The 17,732-nt window shown below is 60.0% G+C and carries 18 protein-coding genes; 9 read left to right on the top strand and 9 right to left on the bottom strand.

From position 1 onward, the window contains the following. Positions 1-36 precede the first annotated feature (36 nt). The 6 genes from HHJ19_RS07170 to cysS form a co-directional block, all read right to left on the bottom strand. Positions 37-1,311, bottom strand: a complete 1,275-nt coding sequence (locus HHJ19_RS07170; RefSeq protein ID WP_296905380.1) for an aspartate kinase — start codon at positions 1,309-1,311, stop codon at positions 37-39. Between the two features lie 137 nt (positions 1,312-1,448). Further along, positions 1,449-2,447, bottom strand: coding sequence for a tRNA lysidine(34) synthetase TilS (gene tilS, locus HHJ19_RS07175; protein WP_296905382.1), 999 nt, complete (start codon positions 2,445-2,447; stop codon positions 1,449-1,451). Further along, entirely contained in the window at positions 2,416-3,222 is an 807-nt protein-coding gene (locus HHJ19_RS07180) for a phytanoyl-CoA dioxygenase family protein (RefSeq protein WP_296905384.1), read from the bottom strand. Before HHJ19_RS07180 ends, tilS begins: the two co-directional genes overlap by 32 nt. A gap of 30 nt (positions 3,223-3,252) precedes the next feature. Beyond that, positions 3,253-4,233, bottom strand: a complete 981-nt coding sequence (locus HHJ19_RS07185; protein ID WP_296905386.1) for an acetyl-CoA carboxylase carboxyltransferase subunit alpha — start codon at positions 4,231-4,233, stop codon at positions 3,253-3,255. Between the two features lie 56 nt (positions 4,234-4,289). Further along, positions 4,290-4,985, bottom strand: coding sequence for a DNA-3-methyladenine glycosylase 2 family protein (locus HHJ19_RS07190; RefSeq protein ID WP_296905387.1), 696 nt, complete (start codon positions 4,983-4,985; stop codon positions 4,290-4,292). 52 nt (positions 4,986-5,037) lie between these two features. Further along, complete coding sequence (gene cysS / locus HHJ19_RS07195; RefSeq protein WP_296905389.1) at positions 5,038-6,516, bottom strand: cysteine--tRNA ligase; 1,479 nt, start codon at positions 6,514-6,516, stop codon at positions 5,038-5,040. Between the two features lie 306 nt (positions 6,517-6,822). Here cysS and HHJ19_RS07200 point away from each other — a divergent pair, with 306 nt between their 5' ends. The 6 genes from HHJ19_RS07200 to HHJ19_RS07225 are packed head-to-tail and all read left to right on the top strand — an operon-like array spanning position 6,823 to position 12,272. Continuing rightward, positions 6,823-7,935 (top strand): tetratricopeptide repeat protein, encoded by a 1,113-nt coding sequence (locus HHJ19_RS07200; RefSeq protein WP_296905391.1) that lies wholly within the window; start codon positions 6,823-6,825, stop codon positions 7,933-7,935. Next, positions 7,935-9,344, top strand: a complete 1,410-nt coding sequence (locus HHJ19_RS07205; RefSeq protein WP_296905392.1) for a L,D-transpeptidase family protein — start codon at positions 7,935-7,937, stop codon at positions 9,342-9,344. Before HHJ19_RS07200 ends, HHJ19_RS07205 begins: the two co-directional genes overlap by 1 nt. Beyond that, positions 9,344-10,060: a peptidylprolyl isomerase gene (locus HHJ19_RS07210; protein WP_296905394.1), complete on the top strand. Its 717-nt coding sequence runs from the start codon at positions 9,344-9,346 to the stop codon at positions 10,058-10,060. Before HHJ19_RS07205 ends, HHJ19_RS07210 begins: the two co-directional genes overlap by 1 nt. Before the next feature lie 17 nt (positions 10,061-10,077). Then, positions 10,078-10,587, top strand: a complete 510-nt coding sequence (locus HHJ19_RS07215; RefSeq protein WP_296905395.1) for a peptidylprolyl isomerase — start codon at positions 10,078-10,080, stop codon at positions 10,585-10,587. A 39-nt stretch (positions 10,588-10,626) separates the two neighbouring features. Then, a complete protein-coding gene (locus HHJ19_RS07220) occupies positions 10,627-11,475 on the top strand; it encodes a UDP-2,3-diacylglucosamine diphosphatase (RefSeq protein WP_296905397.1) in 849 nt (282 codons plus the stop codon). Then, positions 11,475-12,272 (top strand): M90 family metallopeptidase, encoded by a 798-nt coding sequence (locus tag HHJ19_RS07225; RefSeq protein WP_296905399.1) that lies wholly within the window; start codon positions 11,475-11,477, stop codon positions 12,270-12,272. Before HHJ19_RS07220 ends, HHJ19_RS07225 begins: the two co-directional genes overlap by 1 nt. Positions 12,273-12,368: 96 nt before the next feature. Here the strand turns inward: HHJ19_RS07225 and HHJ19_RS07230 are convergent, their stop codons facing one another. Then, entirely contained in the window at positions 12,369-12,665 is a 297-nt protein-coding gene (locus HHJ19_RS07230) for a hypothetical protein (RefSeq protein WP_296905401.1), read from the bottom strand. Between HHJ19_RS07230 and mgtA the strand changes: the two genes are divergently transcribed. The 3 genes from mgtA to HHJ19_RS07245 all read left to right on the top strand — a co-directional run bounded on the left by mgtA (position 12,658) and on the right by HHJ19_RS07245 (position 16,697). Further along, on the top strand, positions 12,658-15,414 hold the full coding sequence (gene mgtA / locus HHJ19_RS07235; RefSeq protein ID WP_296905403.1) for a magnesium-translocating P-type ATPase: 2,757 nt from the start codon (positions 12,658-12,660) through the stop codon (positions 15,412-15,414). The two genes, HHJ19_RS07230 and mgtA, sit on opposite strands and share 8 nt — an antisense overlap. Before the next feature lie 109 nt (positions 15,415-15,523). Then, a complete protein-coding gene (locus HHJ19_RS07240; RefSeq protein WP_296905405.1) occupies positions 15,524-16,102 on the top strand; it encodes a cytochrome b in 579 nt (192 codons plus the stop codon). Further along, entirely contained in the window at positions 16,092-16,697 is a 606-nt protein-coding gene (locus HHJ19_RS07245) for a DUF4337 domain-containing protein (protein ID WP_296905407.1), read from the top strand. The genes HHJ19_RS07240 and HHJ19_RS07245 overlap by 11 nt, the downstream gene beginning before the upstream one ends. A gap of 402 nt (positions 16,698-17,099) precedes the next feature. On the opposite strand, the gene HHJ19_RS18015 is transcribed toward HHJ19_RS07245, so the two are convergent. After that, positions 17,100-17,270: a CcdB family protein gene (locus tag HHJ19_RS18015; protein WP_366929387.1), complete on the bottom strand. Its 171-nt coding sequence runs from the start codon at positions 17,268-17,270 to the stop codon at positions 17,100-17,102. Positions 17,271-17,299: 29 nt separating this feature from the next. Next, positions 17,300-17,692: a type II toxin-antitoxin system CcdA family antitoxin gene (locus HHJ19_RS07250; RefSeq protein WP_296905409.1), complete on the bottom strand. Its 393-nt coding sequence runs from the start codon at positions 17,690-17,692 to the stop codon at positions 17,300-17,302. Positions 17,693-17,732: the final 40 nt, after the last annotated feature.

Raw genomic sequence — 17,732 nt, forward strand, 5'->3', positions numbered from 1 at the left:
GTTTCCAATGTTTGGATTATGTCACGACTTCAGGCTCTATTTCAGGGCTGCCGGCTGGTCGAGTTCAAAAGCTTTGTGCAGGGCGCGCACGGCCAGTTCCATGTATTTCTCGTCGATCACGACCGACGTCTTGATTTCGCTGGTCGAGATCATCTGGATGTTGATGCCCTCCTCGGCCAACACGCGGAACATCTTGCTGGCAATGCCGACATGGCTGCGCATGCCGATGCCTACGATGCTGACCTTGCAGATGCGCGCATCACCGGTGACTTCCTGCGCGCCCAGCTTGGGCACAACTTTGGTCTTGAGCAAATCAACGGTTTTGGCGAAATCGTTGCTGTGCACTGTAAAACTGAAGTCGGTCTTGCCGTCCTTGCTGATGTTCTGGATGATGACATCGACCTCGATGTTGGCGTCGGCCACGGCACCGAGAATTTGATAAGCAATGCCCGGGGTGTCTGGCACACCGAGTACGGAAATCTTGGCTTCATCGCGGTTGAATGCAATGCCCGATACGATGGCTTTTTCCATTTTTTCGTCTTCCTCAAAACTGATCAAAGTGCCTGACCTGGCTTCTTCATTGATGTCGATGTCCCAATCGGTGAAACTGGACAGCACGCGCAGCGGCATCTTGTATTTGCCGGCGAATTCGACCGAGCGGATCTGCAGCACTTTGGAGCCCATCGATGCCATCTCCAGCATTTCCTCGAAGCTGACGGTCTGCAGACGCCGCGCTTCAGGCACGACGCGCGGATCGGTGGTGTACACGCCGTCCACATCGGTGTAAATCAGACACTCCTTGGCCTTGAGCGCAGCGGCAATCGCCACAGCCGAAGTGTCCGAGCCGCCGCGGCCAAGGGTGGTGATGTTGCCGTCATCATCGACGCCCTGAAAACCGGTGATGATCACGACCTTGCCAGCGTTCAATTCAGCGCAGACCCGCTGGTCATCAATCGATTCGATGCGTGCCTTGTTGTAGGCGTTGTTGGTTTTGATGCTGACCTGCCAGCCTGCATAGCTGACTGACGGCTGCCCGAGGGACTGCAGGGCAATGGCCAGCAATGCGCTGGAGGCCTGTTCTCCCGTGGCAGCCAGTGCGTCCAATTCACGCTTGTAGGACTCATCAGGATGGGACGGCGCGAGCTCTTTGGCCAGACCCAGCAGGCGGTTGGTTTCGCCGCTCATGGCGCTGGGAACAACGACCATCTGATGACCGGCCCGCGCCCACTTGGCGACGCGGCGGGCGACATTCAGGATGCGCTCAGTCGAGCCCATTGATGTGCCGCCGTATTTGTGAACGATCAAAGCCATTGCAGGATGTCAATCAGGAGTTTGTTGAGGGCTTTTGCTGTGGCGCCAGCATCAATCCCGCCGGACGGCTCGCGGGGCAGCGCGGGATAGTTGAGCGGCAGCAAAGCCATAAATTATACCCAGCACCAACCGCTGGCTCAACGCGGGTTGTGCGCGGCGGCATAGTCCAGCACTGCCCCCAGCCGCCTGACGTGGCCGTCGGCCACCTTGAGGTGAATCTGGTGGCCACGGCTCGCGCATGCCGCAATCTGCAGCAGTAATTGATCGAGCTGCGCCGCGCTCGGCGTGGCCCGGTGCGCCAGCAGCAGCCAGTGGCGCAACACGTTGGCCTGGCGCGGCGTCGAAAGGGCTTGCACGGCCTTGATGGCGGGAGGCGTTCCGATCAGCGCCAAATCCTGAATGGCAAGTTCCAGCAGCAACTCCTGAGCCTGCGCGGCATGGCGGGCAGTCCGTGCAAAAGTCCTTCTGAATTGCGGGAAGGCCGCTTGCAGCGCCGGCAGCAGCCGCGCGCGAATGCGGTTGCGCGTGAACTGCTCGTCGGCATTGGTCGGGTCTTCCACCCAGTCAATCTGGCGTTTGCTCAGCCAGGCGCGCAGGCATTGGCCTGGCACAGCAAGCAGCGGACGATGGTAGGTGATGCCGCTGCGGTTCCAGCGCGCCGGCATCGCCGCCAGCCCCGGCAGGCCCGCGCCGCGCGACAAGGCCAGCAGCATGGTTTCGACCTGGTCATCGGCATGCTGCGCAATGGCGATGTCTTTGATAGCGCGCAGGGGCCATTCTCTTTCGACCACAGCACCAAAGGCGCCATAACGCGCGTTTCGGGCGGCCGCTTCAGGGCTTTCGCCCGAGGCCGGGCGCGCATCGACACGTTCAATCGCCAGCGGCACGTTCAAACTCGAGCACAGCGCCGCGCAGTGCCGCGCGAAGTCGTCGGCAGGCGCCTGCAGGCCATGATGAATGTGAATAGCCACCACCTGCCCCGGCCATTTCGCGGCACAGGCAACGAGCAATGCGCTTGAGTCTGCACCGCCGCTTAGCGCAACGGCCAGCGGCAAGCCCGGGGAAAAGGCATCCAGCGCTTCTGACAGACTAGGCGAAAACCCCTCATGGGCCACGGTGGCCGACCGAAAAATCATTGAGCCCGGTCTGGTCTTGCCCCCTGAGCAACCACAGCGGCCGGGTGGCAAAACTGACCGGCACGCCGGTCTGGCCCTGCGCGGGCCGCAAGCTGCGGTCAAACAGCGAGCTGCCCGGCATGTAGCGCAGCGCCACACCAGTGCGGCGGATCCCGGAGTGGTTGGCCTCTGCGCCATGAATCATGTAAATGTCGTGCATCGACATCTGGCCTGGCGCCAGCTCTAGGTCAACCGCCTCCTTGAGGTCAAAGGACCCCTCGGCCATGCGCTGGTTCAGCGTCAGGTCGGTACGGTCTTCATGAAGATGCGGGTGGAGTTTTTTGCCGAGGTGCGAGCCCGGGATCACGCGCAGGCAGCCGTTGGCGCTGGTACTCGGCTCCAGCGCAACCCAGATGGTGCAGTTGGACAGCGGGCGGATCGGCCAATAGTGGCCGTCCTGGTGCCAGGGTGTTTCAAAGCCTTCGCTAGCAGGCTTGCAGAACACATGGCAGCCCCACAAAATTACGTCAGGCCCGATGAGCTGCGCCACCAGATCCACGATGTCGGGGTCTGTGGCCAGGTCGAAGAAATCGCGGCTGCCCCGCACACCCTCATCATTGCGGCCCTCGATGTGCGCGCTTACCAGTTTTTCCGGGCGCACGCCCGGATTGTTGCGGATCAGGGTGTCCAGCGCGCCCTGCATGCGCTGAACCCAAGCCTCACTGAGCCGAAACTGTGGCACCACGTAGCCAAGCTCCTGGTAATGCTGGACTTCCTGTGCAGACAAGTGTGCCATGATGATGCCCTGTTTGAAACTGGCGCGCGACTATTTGCCGGCGTCGGCCTTGGTATCGATGAAACGCCCATAGCTTTGCAGCCGCTCATAGCGACGGTCCAGCAATTCCCCGACCTTCAGGTCGCTGACCTGGCGAAACGCATCATTGAGCGCCCGCTTCAAAAAGGCCGCCATCTGCCTGGGGTCGCGGTGCGCGCCGCCGACCGGCTCGTTAACGATTTTGTCGATGACGCCCAGCGCCTTGAGCCGGTGAGCCGTAATGCCCAGTGCTTCTGCCGCTTCCTGCGCCTTGTCCGAGGTTTTCCAGAGAATGGAGGCGCAGCCTTCGGGGCTGATGACCGAATAAATCGAATATTGAAGCATCACCACCTGGTCGCCCACCGAAATGGCAAGCGCGCCGCCGGACCCCCCCTCGCCGATGATGGTAGTGATGATGGGAACTTCGAGTTGCGCCATTTCAAAGATGTTGCGGCCGATGGCTTCGGACTGGCCGCGCTCTTCAGCCTCGATGCCGGGGTAGGCGCCTGGCGTATCGACAAAAGTGAATACCGGTAGCCTGAACTTTTCGGCCGTCTTCATGAGCCGCAGCGCCTTGCGGTAGCCCTCGGGCTTGCTCATGCCGAAATTGCGCAGGCCACGCTCTTTGGTGTCGCGCCCCTTCTGATGGCCAAGCACCATGCAGGCGCTCCCGTTAAAGCGGGCCAGCCCGCCCACGATGCTCAGGTCGTCGGCAAAGTGCCGGTCACCGTGCAGCTCGACAAAATCGGTGAAGATGTCCCTCACGTAGTCCAGCGTGTACGGTCGCTCCGGATGGCGGGCAATCTTGGTGATCTGCCAAGGGCTCAGGACGCTGTAGATGTCTTTGGTGAGTTGCTGACTTTTTTTGGCCAGTTGCTCGATTTCTTCCGAAATATCGACCGCAGACTCGGTTTGCACGTAACGCAATTCTTCAATTTTTCCTTCAAGCTCGGCAATCGGCTGCTCGAAATCGAGAAATGTCTTTTTTGCCATATCTGGTCCTCAGGCTTTTTAAACTTTGAATCTGCCGGTGCGGTGCCGCGCGGCCTTCATGCGCCCGCTGCCGGCAAAGGGTCCAGCGAGCGCCAAATATACCAAGTCGCCACGCTGCAATACGGCGCCCAGGCGGCCGCCACTTCCCTGGCGTCACTGCGGCTGACCGATTCACCGGAAAAATAATTCTGGCTGATGCCGTTGATCAGACCCACGTCATCCAGCGGCAACACGTTGGGCCGCGTCAGGTAAAAAATCAGGAACATCTCGGCCGTCCAGCGGCCAATGCCGCGGATCGCAATCAGCTCGGCAATGATGGCATCGTCGTCCATCGACTGCCAGTCCGTCACATGCACCCTGCCGGCGTCAAAATGAATTGACAGATCAACCAGGTACTCGACCTTGCGGGCGCTCAGACCGGCGGCGCGCATGTCGTCTACCTTCAGCCTGAGCACATGGGCCGGCGTCATTTCCAGGGGCAAGACGGCAAAACGGTGCCACACCGTTTGCGCCGCCCTGACGGAGATTTGCTGCCCCACGATGCTGCGCGCCAGCGTGCTGAAGGCATCGCCGCGCGACTGCAGGCAGGTGTTGCCGAATTTCGGAATCAGGCGTTTCATGACCCGGTCTTTTTTGACCAGGTGTTTGCAGGCGTCAAGCCAATACGGGGGCACCGTGATGGCCAGCTCCGGCGTCTCGGGCACATCGGCCAGCTCTGAGCTGGCAGGCCCGCTTTTTACTATTTTTTTCATAGCTGCCTATGCCGGTATTTGCTGGACATGAAGCCAAAATGATTAAAAATATTCACGATTGCATTTCCCAGCTTGTGCCCTGGGGCGAGTCTTTCAACACGATGCCCCTTGCCAGCAGCGCGTCGCGGATACGGTCAGCTTCGGCGAAATTTTTCACCTTTTTTGCGCCGCTGCGTTGCTCGATGAGCGCTTCAATACCCCGATTATCGGTGTCCGGTTGAATAGCTTCATCGATCAGCCCGTCCCCGCCTGACGCAGTCAGCACCGGAGCCGAAGCGGTAAGCCGGGCATTTCCTGCTCCAGCTTGCCACTGCAAAAATGCGCTGGGCGACTGCTGCAACAGACCCAGACAGCCGCCAAGCGCTTTGAGCAGACCCGCCAGTTCGGTCGAAGCGGTCTTGTTGACCTCACCGGCCAGCTCAAACAGAACGGCAATCGCCTCCGGCGTGCCGAAGTCTTCGTCCATGGCCGCCTTGAAACGGGCAGCGAAGGGATCGGCCCAGTCGATTGCTACCGCAGGGGGATTGACCCGTTGAAGTGCGGTGTACAGGCGCTTGAGGGAAGCTCTGGCGTCGTCCAGGTGCGCATCGCTGTAATTCAGCGCACTGCGGTAATGTGCCCGAACGATGAAAAACCGCACCGTCTCGGCGTTGTACTTGTCCAGCACTTCACGAATGGTAAAAAAGTTACCCAACGACTTGGACATCTTCTCGTTGTCGACGCGCACAAAACCGTTGTGCACCCAGAAGCGGGCCAGCGGCTTGCCGTTTGCGCCTTCGCTCTGGGCAATCTCGTTTTCATGGTGCGGAAACTGCAGATCAGCCCCGCCGCCGTGAATGTCAAAGGTTTCACCCAGCGTCGCGCAGCTCATCGCCGAACACTCGATATGCCAGCCGGGCCGCCCCTTGCCATAGTCATGCCCGAGCGCCGCGCTGTCCCATTTGGCGTCTTCGGGCTCGCTGTCCTTGGCCGATTTCCAGAGCACAAAGTCGAGCGGGTCTTCCTTGCCTTCGAGCACCGCCACACGCTCGCCGGCGCGTAGTTCGTCAAGCGATTTGCCCGACAGCTTGCCGTAACCCGGAAACTTGCGCACCGAATAATTCATATCGCCGCCTGAGCCGCGGTACGCCAGGCCCTTCTTCTCCAGCGTACCGATCATGGCCAGCATCTGCGGCACGTACTCGGTCGCACGCGGCTCCACGCTCGGCGGCTCAATGCCCAGCGCGCCGATGTCCCGGTGCATGGCCACAATCATCTCGTCGGTCAGCGCACGAATGGTGATACCGCGTTCCACCGCGCGCCGGATGATCTTGTCGTCAATGTCGGTAATGTTGCGCACATACATTACCTGCAAGCCGCTGGCCTTGAGCCATCGCTGCAACACATCAAAGGCCATCATCATGCGCGCATGGCCGATATGGCACAGATCGTAAATGGTCATGCCGCATACATACATGCGGACATGACCGGGAACGAGGGGCGAAAAATCTTCTACGGCACGCGACAGCGTGTTGTAAATCCGAAGGCTCATGAATCGTCTGGGTGCGTAGTCTGGCCGCAGCGGGCCGGAAGGGAGAAGCGTTATATCAAAGGTGCCAGCGGCGCGCCATGAAGCGTGGGCAGATGCAAAAAAAGGGCAATAAAGCCGGAAAACACCACACCGGGAGGAACGCGTACAGACCCCCTCGGCTAGAATTAGACAGTATAGCCAGCCCCTGCAATCATGGACAACTGCTTGCGCAGCTCATTTTGGATGCCGGGTCGTTTGCCATAGTTTTGCGGTCCCTTTTCGCCCACCGGCGATCTCATGCTTTCCCAAAAAACAGCGAGAGTTTTTATGCCCACGCGAGCGTTCTTCTTACACCATCCCCTGTCGGCCGCCTTGCGCATGCTGTTTCTGGCGGCCACGCTGGCCACATCGCTCGCCCACGCCGACGAGTATGCCGATGTCAACCGCCTGGTTCGCGCCAGCCAGTATCCGGAAGCGCTTGCCAAGGCCGACCAGTATCTTGCCGGCAAGCCGCGCGACCCGCAGATGCGTTTTCTCAAGGGCGTGATCCAGACTGAAACCGGCAAGTCCGGCGATGCGATTGCCACCTTCACGAAAATTACCGAAGACTATCCCGAGCTGCCCGAGCCCTACAACAACCTGGCTGTGCTCTACGCCAGCCAAAGCCAGTTTGACAAGGCCAGAGCCGCGCTCGAAATGGCGATACGCACCAACCCCAGTTACGCCACCGCGCACGAAAACCTGGGCGACATCTATGCCCGGCTGGCCAGTCAGGCTTACAGCAAGGCGCTACAGCTCGACAGCGGAAACACCGCCGTTCAGCCCAAACTGGCGCTGATTCGCACGCTCTTTTCCGCCGATACCAAAGCTTCCCAGAAGCCTGCGGCAACTACCCCTGTTGCGCCAGCTGCGCCCGCCCCTCCCGCCGCAGCCAAACCCGCACCAGTGGCCCTGCCGGCTGCGCCGATCGCCAAAGCCGCACCAGTCGCCCCTCCACCCGCTGTGCCGGTTGCCAAAGTCACGCCCGTTACGCCACCACGCAGCGCAGAAGTTGCCGCTCCCGTCGCCAGCACAAAGCCTGCGGCAGCAGCCGCCGCCGGAACTGAAAAAGAAGTCGAGGCGGCAGTGCGCGCCTGGGCTGACGCCTGGGCGGGCAAAAACATGAACGCCTACCTGTCCAGCTACGGACAGAACTTCGACCCGCCGGGCAAACAAACACGCAAGGGCTGGGAAGAAGACCGCCGTGCGCGCATCGTGAGCAAATCGCGCATTCAAGTGAAGCTTTCCAATCTCGCCATCGCCGTTCAGGGCAGCAAAGCCACCGCCAGATTCAAGCAGGACTACAGCGCTGACACGCTCAATGTCTCGAGCCGCAAGACGCTGGACATGGCCAGAATTGGCGACCATTGGGTCATTGTCAGGGAATCCACAGGCAGTTGATGACCGGTGGCCGACCCAAGCCGCGAGCGCGGCCTGTTTCCTACGCCAGCCGCGGACTTTTTTCCCGGCGAGCCCTTTGGCCAAGGGCGCTGGCAGCGCTATGGTCGATCGCGCTCTGGCTGCCGACCGGTGTCCTGCTGGCGCCCTCTGGCGTCAACGCGCAAACCCATGTCCGCCAGCCCGCCAGAGCGCGAGCGCACGCGCCTGCGGCCATAAAACCGGCGACAAAACCCCGCACAAGAACTGCACCAGCCGCTCGCGTAGCTGCAATCGCGCGCTCTTCGGCGCTTCAGGCAGTGCGCGAGGGCGACGCCGAAGCGCGGCTGATTGAAGTCTACAAACTGGCCGGGCAGACTCACACTCGAGAAGCTCTGCGCAAGGCCGAAACACTGGTGCGTGACCATCCCAACTTCCAGCTGGCGCAGCTGGTGTATGGCGATTTGCTGGCTGGCCAGATCCGGGCGGTCAACACCCTGGGCGATGTGCCGGCATTGGCCGCCAAAGCGGCGGGCCCCATGCTGGCCGAGCTGCGGCAAGAGTCACAGCTGCGCTTGCAGGCGCTGCGCGAGCGCCCGGCCGCCGGCATGGTGCCGTCGCAGTTTCTGGCGCTCTCGCCGCGCAACAAACATGCGATTGCCGTGGACGCCTCGCGCTCGCGCCTGTACCTATTAGAGAACACGCCTTCCGGCCTCAAGCTGCTGGCCGACTACTACATCTCGGTCGGCAAATCGGGCATCGAAAAATCCGCCGAAGGCGACCTGCGCACGCCGCTCGGCGTGTACTTCATCAGCAGCAACCTGAACCCCAAATCGCTGCGCGACTTTTACGGCTCGGGCGCACTGCCCATCAACTATCCCAACCAGCTCGATGTAAAACGCGGCAAAACCGGTAGCGGCATCTGGCTGCATGGCACGCCACCCGCGCAGTTCTCGCGCGCGCCGTTATCCACCGATGGCTGCGTCGTGCTGGCCAACCCGGACCTGGAACGCATTATCAAGACCGTTGAAATCCGCAACACGCCAGTGGTGATTGCCGACAGCCTCAAGTGGGTGGCGCCGCAATCGCTTACACCCGAACTCTCCGCCTTTGAAGCGGTGCTCCAGGGCTGGCATCGTGCCAAGTCCAGCGGCGACCTGGCCAGGCTCACGGCCTGGTACACGCCCGATTTCACCAGCTACGGCAAGACCCTGACCGAGTGGATGCCCGTGCTGCAGGCCGAACTCAAACAGCTGGGTGGGCGCGATATCCAGATCAAGGATGTGTCTTACCTGCGCTGGACCGACAGCGCCGATACCATGGTGGTAACCTTCGGCGAGCTGATTAAGGGCAGCAGCACGGGCCGCACCAAGCGTCAGTACTGGACACGCCAGGGCAGCCAGTGGAAAATATTTTTTGAAGGAACCATTTGATGGCAGCAGAGACATTTGGCGCACCCTGCGTGCCGCTTGACAAGGTGCGTCGCACGCTGCTGGGCGCACTGGCCGCAGCAAGCCTGATCATGATGACCGGACCGGTGCTGGCGCAAAACGCGCCCAAGGTGAAATTTCTCACCAGCGAAGGCGCTTTCGTTGTTGAGGTCTATCCCGACAAGGCGCCCAGGACGGTTGAGAACTTCCTCCAGTACGTAAAAGACAAGCACTACGACGGCACGATTTTTCACCGCGTCATCAACAACTTCATGGTGCAGGGCGGCGGCTACGACAGCGCCTACGCCGAGAAAAAAACCCGCGCACCGGTGGCGCATGAAGGTCGTGAAGCGCTCGCCAAAGGCGGCGCCAAAAACGTCGTCGGCACGCTGGCCATGGCCCGTACCAACGACCCCAATTCCGCCTCGGCGCAGTTTTTCATCAACGTGAAAGACAACGACTTTTTGAACCCCACCCTGATTCCTCCGGGCGACCCGGTGCGCAAGTTTGAATACCAGGGCCGCGTCTATGAGAACACGCCGCGCGCGCAACTGATGAACGCCGCGCAGCTTTTCGGCTACACCGTATTTGGCAAGGTCGTCAGCGGCATGGACGTGGTCAACAAAATTCAGACCGTGCCGACCGGCGCGGGTGGCCCCTTCCCTTCGGATGTGCCAAAAACGCCTGTCGTCATCAAATCCGCAACCCTCGTCAACTAACCCCTACAGGACCCTCCATGAGCAATCCCAAAGTCGCACTGCACATCGCCAGCCACGGCGTCATCACGCTCGAACTCGACGCCGCCAAGGCGCCCAAATCCGTTGCCAACTTCTTGAGCTACGTCAACAAAGGCCACTATGACAACACCGTCTTTCACCGCGTGATTCCCGGCTTCATGGTGCAGGGCGGCGGCTTTGCCGTCGGCATGAAGCAAAAACCCACCGATGGCGAGATCGAGAACGAAGCCACCAACGGCCTGAAAAACGACAACTACACCGTTGCCATGGCCCGCACCAATGCGCCGCACTCGGCCAGCTCACAGTTTTTCATCAACGTGTCTGACAACGGTTTCCTTAACCACACTGGCCAGAACGCTTCCGGCTGGGGTTATGCCGTGTTTGGCAAAGTGGTGGAAGGCAAGGAGATTGTCGACAAGATAAAGGCCGTCAAGACCGGCAGCCGCGGCGGTCACTCTGACGTGCCGACGGAAGACGTGATCATCGAAAAAGCAGTCGTGCTGGCCTGAATTTCATTCCATTTTTTATCGAGCTTGTCGGCGTCTGAAGTGAACACCAGTTTGACCGTGCCGCCAATCGGGGAGCTTCAGGCGCCGCCTTCCTGGCGCACGGTCGACTTCATTTCAGACCTGCATTTGAACGCCGACGAACCGGCCACCTTCAGCGCGTGGCAGCACTATCTGCAGGCCACTCCCGCCGACGCCGTGTTTATTTTGGGCGACCTGTTCGAGGTCTGGGCGGGTGACGATGCCATCAATGCAGGTTTCACACAGGACCCGGCACACCCGGCACATTCTGCAGGCAATTTTGAGTACCGCTGCGCCTGCACCCTGCGCCAGGCGTCCAGCCGGCTGGCGCTGTTTTTCATGCACGGCAACCGCGACTTCCTGGCGGGCCAGGCCCTGATGGCGTTTTGCCACGCCAGCCTGCTCGACGATCCCGCCGTGCTCGGCTTCGCCGGCCAACGCTGGCTGCTCTCGCATGGCGACGCCCTGTGCCTCGATGACAGGGACTACATGCAGTTTCGCCGCCAGGTACGCAGCAACGCTTGGCAAGACGCCTTTCTGGCCAAACCGCTAGCTGAACGCCAGGTCATCGCCCGCGAACTGCGCCGGCAAAGCGAGGCGCGCAAAACCGTCGTCACCGACTATGCAGATGTGGACGCGTCTGCAGCGCGCCAGTGGTTGGCAGCCGCCAATGCCCGCACCCTGATTCATGGCCACACCCACAAGCCGGCCGTGCATGACCTGGGCGGCGGTTTTTCACGCGTGGTGCTGAGCGACTGGGATGCCAATGCCCAGCCGCCCCGCGCCGACGTGCTGCGTCTGACAGACGGCGGCTTGCAGCGCCTGGCGCTGGTTTCAGCCGGTGCTTTAGCCCCGAAGGCGACAAGCTGATGCTGAACTGGCTGAAAACGCTGCTGGGCCTGCGGCGCGCGCCACCCGACAGGCTGCCAGAAGCGCTCTGGCTGGGCGCCTTGCTGCGCTACCCCTTTCTGGCGCATCGCTCCATTGCCGAGCTGCAACAGTTGCGCGCGATGATTGTCCAGTTTTTAAAACACAAGGAATTTAGCGGCGCGCACGGCCTGAAGGTTACTGACGAAATGGCCGTTGCCATTGCCGCCCAGGCCTGCGTTCCGGTATTGCATCTCGGGCTGCGCTGGTATGACGATTTCACAGGCATCGTGATTCATGCCGGCGCCATGCTCGCCAGCAGGGAAAAAACCGACCGCGCCGGCGTGGTGCACCGCTACAGCGAAGCGTTGCTGGGCGAAGCCATGCAGGGCGGGCCAGTCACCCTGAGCTGGCAGGACGTGGCGGCGGCAGGCGAGCTGGCAGACGCCGGGCACAACGTAGTGATCCACGAGTTCATTCACAAAATAGACATGCGCAACGGCCTTGCCGATGGCTGCCCGCCGCTTCCCTCACGCAAAGCCCACGCGGCATGGCACAGCGTGATGCAACCGGCCTATGATAATTTTTGCGAGCAGGTGGCCATGGCCACGCGCTTTGGCGGGGAAGCGCCCTGGCTGGACGGCTACGGCGCAAGCTCAGCGGCCGAATTCTTTGCGGTGAGCTGCGAAGCCTATTTCGTCAACCGCGAGCGCTTCACGCAGGATTTTCCTGCACTGACTGTGCTGTTTGATCAGTTTTTCAAGCCAGACAGGCCTGTAGTCCAACAAGTACGGCTATAGTTTGCTATATATTTAATAGCGGGCTGAAGGCCGCCCAAAGCCAGCGCAAAAAGACACTTGACAGTGCTGCACCGCACCATTACAGTTCGCTGGTTTTCAACTTCGGAGTTTCCCTTGGGTAATGGTTCCAGTGACAGTCGTCGATGCAGAATCGGCGCCGCTGCTTGAGAAGCCCTCCGGAAATTCGTCTCCGCCGGGCCTCTGCGGCACGGTGTCAAAGCCGCCACTGCTGGCCGGCGTTTTCTTCTTAGACCACTGTTCATTTTCCCTGCGACCGCTGGGGTCGGCGTTCGGCTGCCCGGCTGATGCAGGGCATTTAAAAAATACGTGAATTCCGTCCCTGCCCGACATGGACGGGCGGGTCGCGGCAAAAAAAGAAGACGTGATGAACATTTTCAACCAATTTTTTGGTCTCTTCCTCAAATCAAGGCGCACCAGCCACCTGTTTCGCCGCCGCGTGATCCTGGAATCGCTTTCGCCCGAGGGCCGTTCCGGGGCGGTGCCAGACCAGCTGTCCGGCCAGTTGCTTCAGGAAGCCCGCGACGATCTGGCGAGCGTCCTGGCGCGGCTCAACACCCAAAAAGAAGGCTTGAGCAGCGAGGAAGCCGATGCCATACGCGAAAAAGTCGGCCTCAATGAAGTCGAGCACGAAAAGCCGATGTCCTGGTGGCTGCACCTGTGGCTGAGCTACAAAAACCCCTTCAACCTGCTGCTGACCGTGTTGGCTATGGTGTCGTACTACACCGAAGACACCAAGGCAGCGACGGTGATTGGCACCATGGTCGTGCTCTCCACGCTGATCCGTTTCGTCCAGGAGCGGCGCTCCAACCAGGCAGCGCAAGCCCTGAAGGAGCTGGTCAGCAACAAGGCAACGGTGATCCGGCGTGACGACAAGGCCGCTGACCGGGCCGTACCGCCGGGCGCCGGGCCGGCGATCCAGCCTGCCGGCCAGCTTGAACTCCCGATCAAGCAATTGGTGCCGGGCGATATCGTGCTGCTGTCGGCCGGCGACATGATCCCGGCGGACTGCCGCGTAATGCTCGCCAAGGATCTTTTTGTCAGCCAGTCGGCCATGACCGGCGAATCACTGCCGGTCGAAAAATTCACTGAGGCCAAGGGACAGGCTGGCAATGGCGAGGCTGCGCTGGAGATGGCCAACCTGGTCTTCATGGGCACCAATGTCGTGTCGGGCGCGGCCACCGTCGTGGTGCTGGCCACCGGCAACAACACCTACTTCGGCACGCTGGCCGCGCGCGTCACCGCGACCAATCACGAGATCAACGCCTTTCAGGCTGGCGTCAACAAGGTCAGCTGGCTGTTGATCCGCTTTGCCTTTGTCATGGTGCCAATCGTTTTGCTGATCAACGGCTTTACCAAAGGCGACTGGCCCGAAGCCTTTTTGTTTGCGCTGTCGGTCGCCGTCGGGCTGACACCCGAAATGCTGCCGATGATCGTCACCTCCACGCTGGCCAAGGGCGCGGTGATCCTGTCGCGCAAGAAAGTCATCGTCAAGCGGCTTGACGCAATCCAGAACTTTGGCGCGATGAACGTGCTGTGTACCGACAAGACCGGCACGCTGACGCAGGACAAGATCGCGCTGGCGCGCCACACCGATGTGTTTGGCCACGAATCAGAAGAAGTGCTGGGCTTTGCCTACCTCAACAGTTTCTATCAAACCGGCCTGAAAAACCTGTTGGACCGCGCCGTGCTGGAGCATGTCGAGGTGCAAAAAGAGTTGCAACTGGCTGAAAACTACACCAAGATCGACGAAATTCCCTTTGACTTTCAGCGCCGCCGCATGTCGGTGGTGGTGTCCGAGCGGGAACATCATCACGAGCTGATCTGCAAGGGCGCGGTGGAGGAAATCGTCGCAGCCTGCACGCGCGTGCGCGATGGCGACAAGACCGTACTGCTCGACGCCGCCATGCTGGAACGGGTGCATCACGTCACGCGCGACCTGAACGAGGACGGCTTGCGCGTCGTGGCCGTGGCGATGAAGGAAATTCCGCCCAGCCAGGCCGCTTATTCGGTGGCCGATGAGTCTGACCTGACGCTGATTGGATACATCGCCTTTCTCGACCCACCGAAAGAATCGACGGCACCCGCGCTCAAGGCGCTGGCCGAGAACGGCATTACGGTCAAGATCCTGACCGGCGACAACGAACTGGTGACGTCGGAGGTCTGCCGCCAGGTCGGCCTGGTGGTCGAAGGCATTGTGCTGGGCCCGCAGATCGACAAAATGGACGACAAGGCGCTGGCCGAAGCGGTCGAGCACCACACCATTTTTGCCAAGCTCTCGCCGCTCAACAAGGAGCGCATTGTGCGCAGCCTTCGCGGCAACGGCCACGTCGTCGGTTTTATGGGCGACGGCATCAACGACGCACCGGCACTGCGCGCGGCCGACATCGGCATTTCGGTGGACACGGCCGTTGACATTGCAAAGGAAGCGGCCGACATCATCCTGCTCGAGCGCAGCCTGATGGTGCTGGAAGAAGGCGTGATTGAAGGCCGCAAGACCTTCAGCAACATGCTGAAGTACATCCGCATGACGGCGAGTTCAAACTTTGGCAACGTGTTCTCGGTGCTGATTGCCAGCGTATTCCTGCCCTTTTTGCCGATGCTGCCGCTGCAGCTGCTGGTGCAGAACCTGCTGTATGACGTGTCCCAAATCGCCATTCCCTTTGACAATGTCGATGCCGAGCTGGTCACCAAACCGTTGAAGTGGAACCCCGACGATATTGGCCGCTTCATGATCTTTTTCGGGCCAATCAGCTCGATTTTTGACATCACCACGTTTATCGTGATGTGGCAGGTGTTCAAGGCCAACACCGTGGCGCAGCAAACCCTGTTCCAGTCTGGCTGGTTTGTCGTCGGCCTGCTGACACAAACACTGATCGTGCACATGATCCGCACGCCCAAAATTCCGTTTCTTGAAAGCAGAGCCGCCTGGCCGCTACTGGCCATGACGCTGATCATCATGGCGGTGGGCATCTTTTTGCCGATGGGGCCGATTGCCAGCTACTTCAAACTCGAAGCACTGCCGCCGGCCTACTTTGCCTGGCTGGTGGGCATTTTGCTCAGTTACGCCGTGCTGACGACGCTGATGAAACGTTATTACATCCGGCGCTTTGGCTGGCAGTGAAGCCAGATTAATATTTCCTTCATCTTCAAGTCGTAGGATGTGCGGTGAAAAGTCTCGCCGATCCGGCCTGATATTTTACCAACTCCCGCCTTTCAAGAAAGCTGAAAAAATGCAGTCACCTTACGCCATCACCCCTGCCGCAACGCCTGTCTATGCGCCGCTGGCGATACTGCTTCACTGGATCCTGGCCGTCCTGATCATCAGCATGATCGCGCTAGGCTGGTTCATGACAGCCATTGAAGATGATCCGGGCAGCGCCTGGTATTTCAGGCTGCACAAGTCCATCGGGCTCATCATTGCCGGGCTGGTTCTATTGCGTCTGGTCTGGCGCCTGGGCCATCAGCCTGCGCCATTACCCGCCAGCATTGCGCGCTGGCAAGTGAGCGCCTCCAAAGCAGGCCATGGACTGCTCTATGCCGCCATGGTGGCCATGCCTTTTTTCGGCATCGTGGGCTCAATGCTGAGCGACAAGGATTTCCTGTTTTTCGGTATCCCCCTGCCCCGCGTATTTCAACCCAACCACGATCTGGCAGAAATCTTCTTTGAGGCGCATTCGGTCACGACCTGGATTCTTGTCGGACTGATTTCGCTGCACGCGCTGGCCGGCCTCAAGCATCTGGTGATCGACAAAGACGGCGTTTTTCAGCGCATGTGGTTTTCCCGTCAAGGACCGCATCATGGCCCTTGATCCCCTTGAATCCGCCCAATCGGCCGAACCCGACGACACCGCTTTCTCCCGCTTTCGCAAGCTCAACCAGTGCGTCGCCATCACGGTGGCACTGCTGGCGACCTTCATGGGCATCTGCAAGGTCAAGGACGACAACATCGTCCAGTCCATGCAGCAGGCGCAGGCCAACAAGCTAGATCACTGGAATTTCTACCAGGCACGCAACATCCGCGAAGAGGTGGCCAGGGGAACGCTGCTGCAGCTCCGGCTGGCCGCCCCCTCGCAACCCGCCGCGGAACAGGCCAGCTACCAGAAAGCGATTGCCCATTACGAGCAACTGACGGCGGACCAGGCGCAAAAGAAAAACGAGGTGAAGGCCCAGGCCGAGCAGGACCAGAAAGACTACGACGCTGCCAACTTCCGCGATGACCAGTTCGATCTGGCCGACGCACTGCTGGCGATCGCCATTTCACTGCTGGCCGTGACGGCGCTGACCCATTTGTGGTGGCTTTATTTCGTTGCACTGGTGCCAACCGGTTTTGGCGTGCTGATGGGCTTGGCGGGGCTGGTTGGGTGGGGGATTCACCCTGAAGCCTTGATCCGGCTGCTTTCTTAGTTTTTTTGATTAAAAGTGGCTCTTGTTCATATAGTACGGTCATAGTTTGCTATTTAATTCATAGTCTTTTTGACTTTGCGTGGTGTTGCTGGCCGGGGGTAGCCGGCACTACGAATTCAATAGCAATCGATGACCGTATTCATTGGACAAGACGCCAAAACCATCCGAAATCCAGAAGCCAGAAGCAAAATTCAGGCTTTTCCGCCACCCGAGCGCTCCAGGTTCAAGGCCAGCAGGCGCTTCAAGATCTCTTCATCCGCCATGTCGGCGCTGTAGCGCGTAGTCAAGGGCCGACCAAATACGCTGCGCTTCGTCACGCAGGCTGGTCACTGCACCGCGCAGGTCACCCGATGGAAACGCCGTTAACGCCAACGTGTCGAGAAACAACAAAAGGTCATTGACTTAAAGCGCCAGCGCCAGTCTTTCACCCGGACTTTCAACCCATGTATGAGTCAAGGGAATAGTAAGGCGATTTCGAACACCGCGAACCAAGTCGCTCTGAATGTCAAGCACAAGGGGCGACTGGTCACGCCACTCTTGCACGGGGTGGGGACACACATCGAACTGCGCCATCAAGCCGGCTTCGCGCCAAAAGCCTTCAACTAGGCCTGCTTTTTACGCAGTTCGTACATGCGCCAGCCCACGCTGCCTTCACGCTCGATGCGCCGGTTGTAGGCCTCGATGGCGTCTTTGTTCTTTTCTTCCCACTGACTGCGGACAGCCTTTATCTCCTCTTGCGTTCGCGCATCAGCAGCATTGCGCGCCGCCAGCCATTCGGGCGTGAGCCAGCCGTCACCGACGCAGTAGGCTACGGCCTCTTCCTGAACCCCGCGGCTTTGCGCATCTGGTTGCTGTGCAAAGGATGAATCCTGCACGGTGGGCACGGCTTTCATGGGCACCAGCTCGACCCGGCCATAGAACACCATGTCAAACAACTGACCCGCATACTTTTTACCCAGCGATATCTGGCCGCTGGCGCCGACTTTCTTGAGCATGATGACTCCTTGCAAAATATTCATGCCATCAGGCGGCATG

Origin of the sequence: Polaromonas sp., assembly GCF_012927415.1 — a bacterium.
Classification (GTDB): Bacteria; Pseudomonadota; Gammaproteobacteria; order Burkholderiales; family Burkholderiaceae_C; genus Polaromonas.

Excerpts from the sequence above, each read along its gene's own strand:
- HHJ19_RS07170 (WP_296905380.1), bottom strand. The coding sequence starts at position 1,311 with ATGGCTTTGATCGTTCACAAATACGGCGGCACATCAATGGGCTCGACT.
- tilS (WP_296905382.1), bottom strand. The coding sequence starts at position 2,447 with ATGATTTTTCGGTCGGCCACCGTGGCCCATGAGGGGTTTTCGCCTAGT.
- HHJ19_RS07180 (WP_296905384.1), bottom strand. The coding sequence starts at position 3,222 with ATGGCACACTTGTCTGCACAGGAAGTCCAGCATTACCAGGAGCTTGGC.
- HHJ19_RS07185 (WP_296905386.1), bottom strand. The coding sequence starts at position 4,233 with ATGGCAAAAAAGACATTTCTCGATTTCGAGCAGCCGATTGCCGAGCTT.
- HHJ19_RS07190 (WP_296905387.1), bottom strand. The coding sequence starts at position 4,985 with ATGAAAAAAATAGTAAAAAGCGGGCCTGCCAGCTCAGAGCTGGCCGAT.
- cysS (WP_296905389.1), bottom strand. The coding sequence starts at position 6,516 with ATGAGCCTTCGGATTTACAACACGCTGTCGCGTGCCGTAGAAGATTTT.
- HHJ19_RS07200 (WP_296905391.1), top strand. The coding sequence starts at position 6,823 with ATGCCCACGCGAGCGTTCTTCTTACACCATCCCCTGTCGGCCGCCTTG.
- HHJ19_RS07205 (WP_296905392.1), top strand. The coding sequence starts at position 7,935 with ATGACCGGTGGCCGACCCAAGCCGCGAGCGCGGCCTGTTTCCTACGCC.
- HHJ19_RS07210 (WP_296905394.1), top strand. The coding sequence starts at position 9,344 with ATGGCAGCAGAGACATTTGGCGCACCCTGCGTGCCGCTTGACAAGGTG.
- HHJ19_RS07215 (WP_296905395.1), top strand. The coding sequence starts at position 10,078 with ATGAGCAATCCCAAAGTCGCACTGCACATCGCCAGCCACGGCGTCATC.
- HHJ19_RS07225 (WP_296905399.1), top strand. The coding sequence starts at position 11,475 with ATGCTGAACTGGCTGAAAACGCTGCTGGGCCTGCGGCGCGCGCCACCC.
- mgtA (WP_296905403.1), top strand. The coding sequence starts at position 12,658 with ATGAACATTTTCAACCAATTTTTTGGTCTCTTCCTCAAATCAAGGCGC.
- HHJ19_RS07230 (WP_296905401.1), bottom strand. The coding sequence starts at position 12,665 with ATGTTCATCACGTCTTCTTTTTTTGCCGCGACCCGCCCGTCCATGTCG.
- HHJ19_RS07240 (WP_296905405.1), top strand. The coding sequence starts at position 15,524 with ATGCAGTCACCTTACGCCATCACCCCTGCCGCAACGCCTGTCTATGCG.
- HHJ19_RS07245 (WP_296905407.1), top strand. The coding sequence starts at position 16,092 with ATGGCCCTTGATCCCCTTGAATCCGCCCAATCGGCCGAACCCGACGAC.
- HHJ19_RS18015 (WP_366929387.1), bottom strand. The coding sequence starts at position 17,270 with ATGGCGCAGTTCGATGTGTGTCCCCACCCCGTGCAAGAGTGGCGTGAC.
- HHJ19_RS07250 (WP_296905409.1), bottom strand. The coding sequence starts at position 17,692 with ATGCTCAAGAAAGTCGGCGCCAGCGGCCAGATATCGCTGGGTAAAAAG.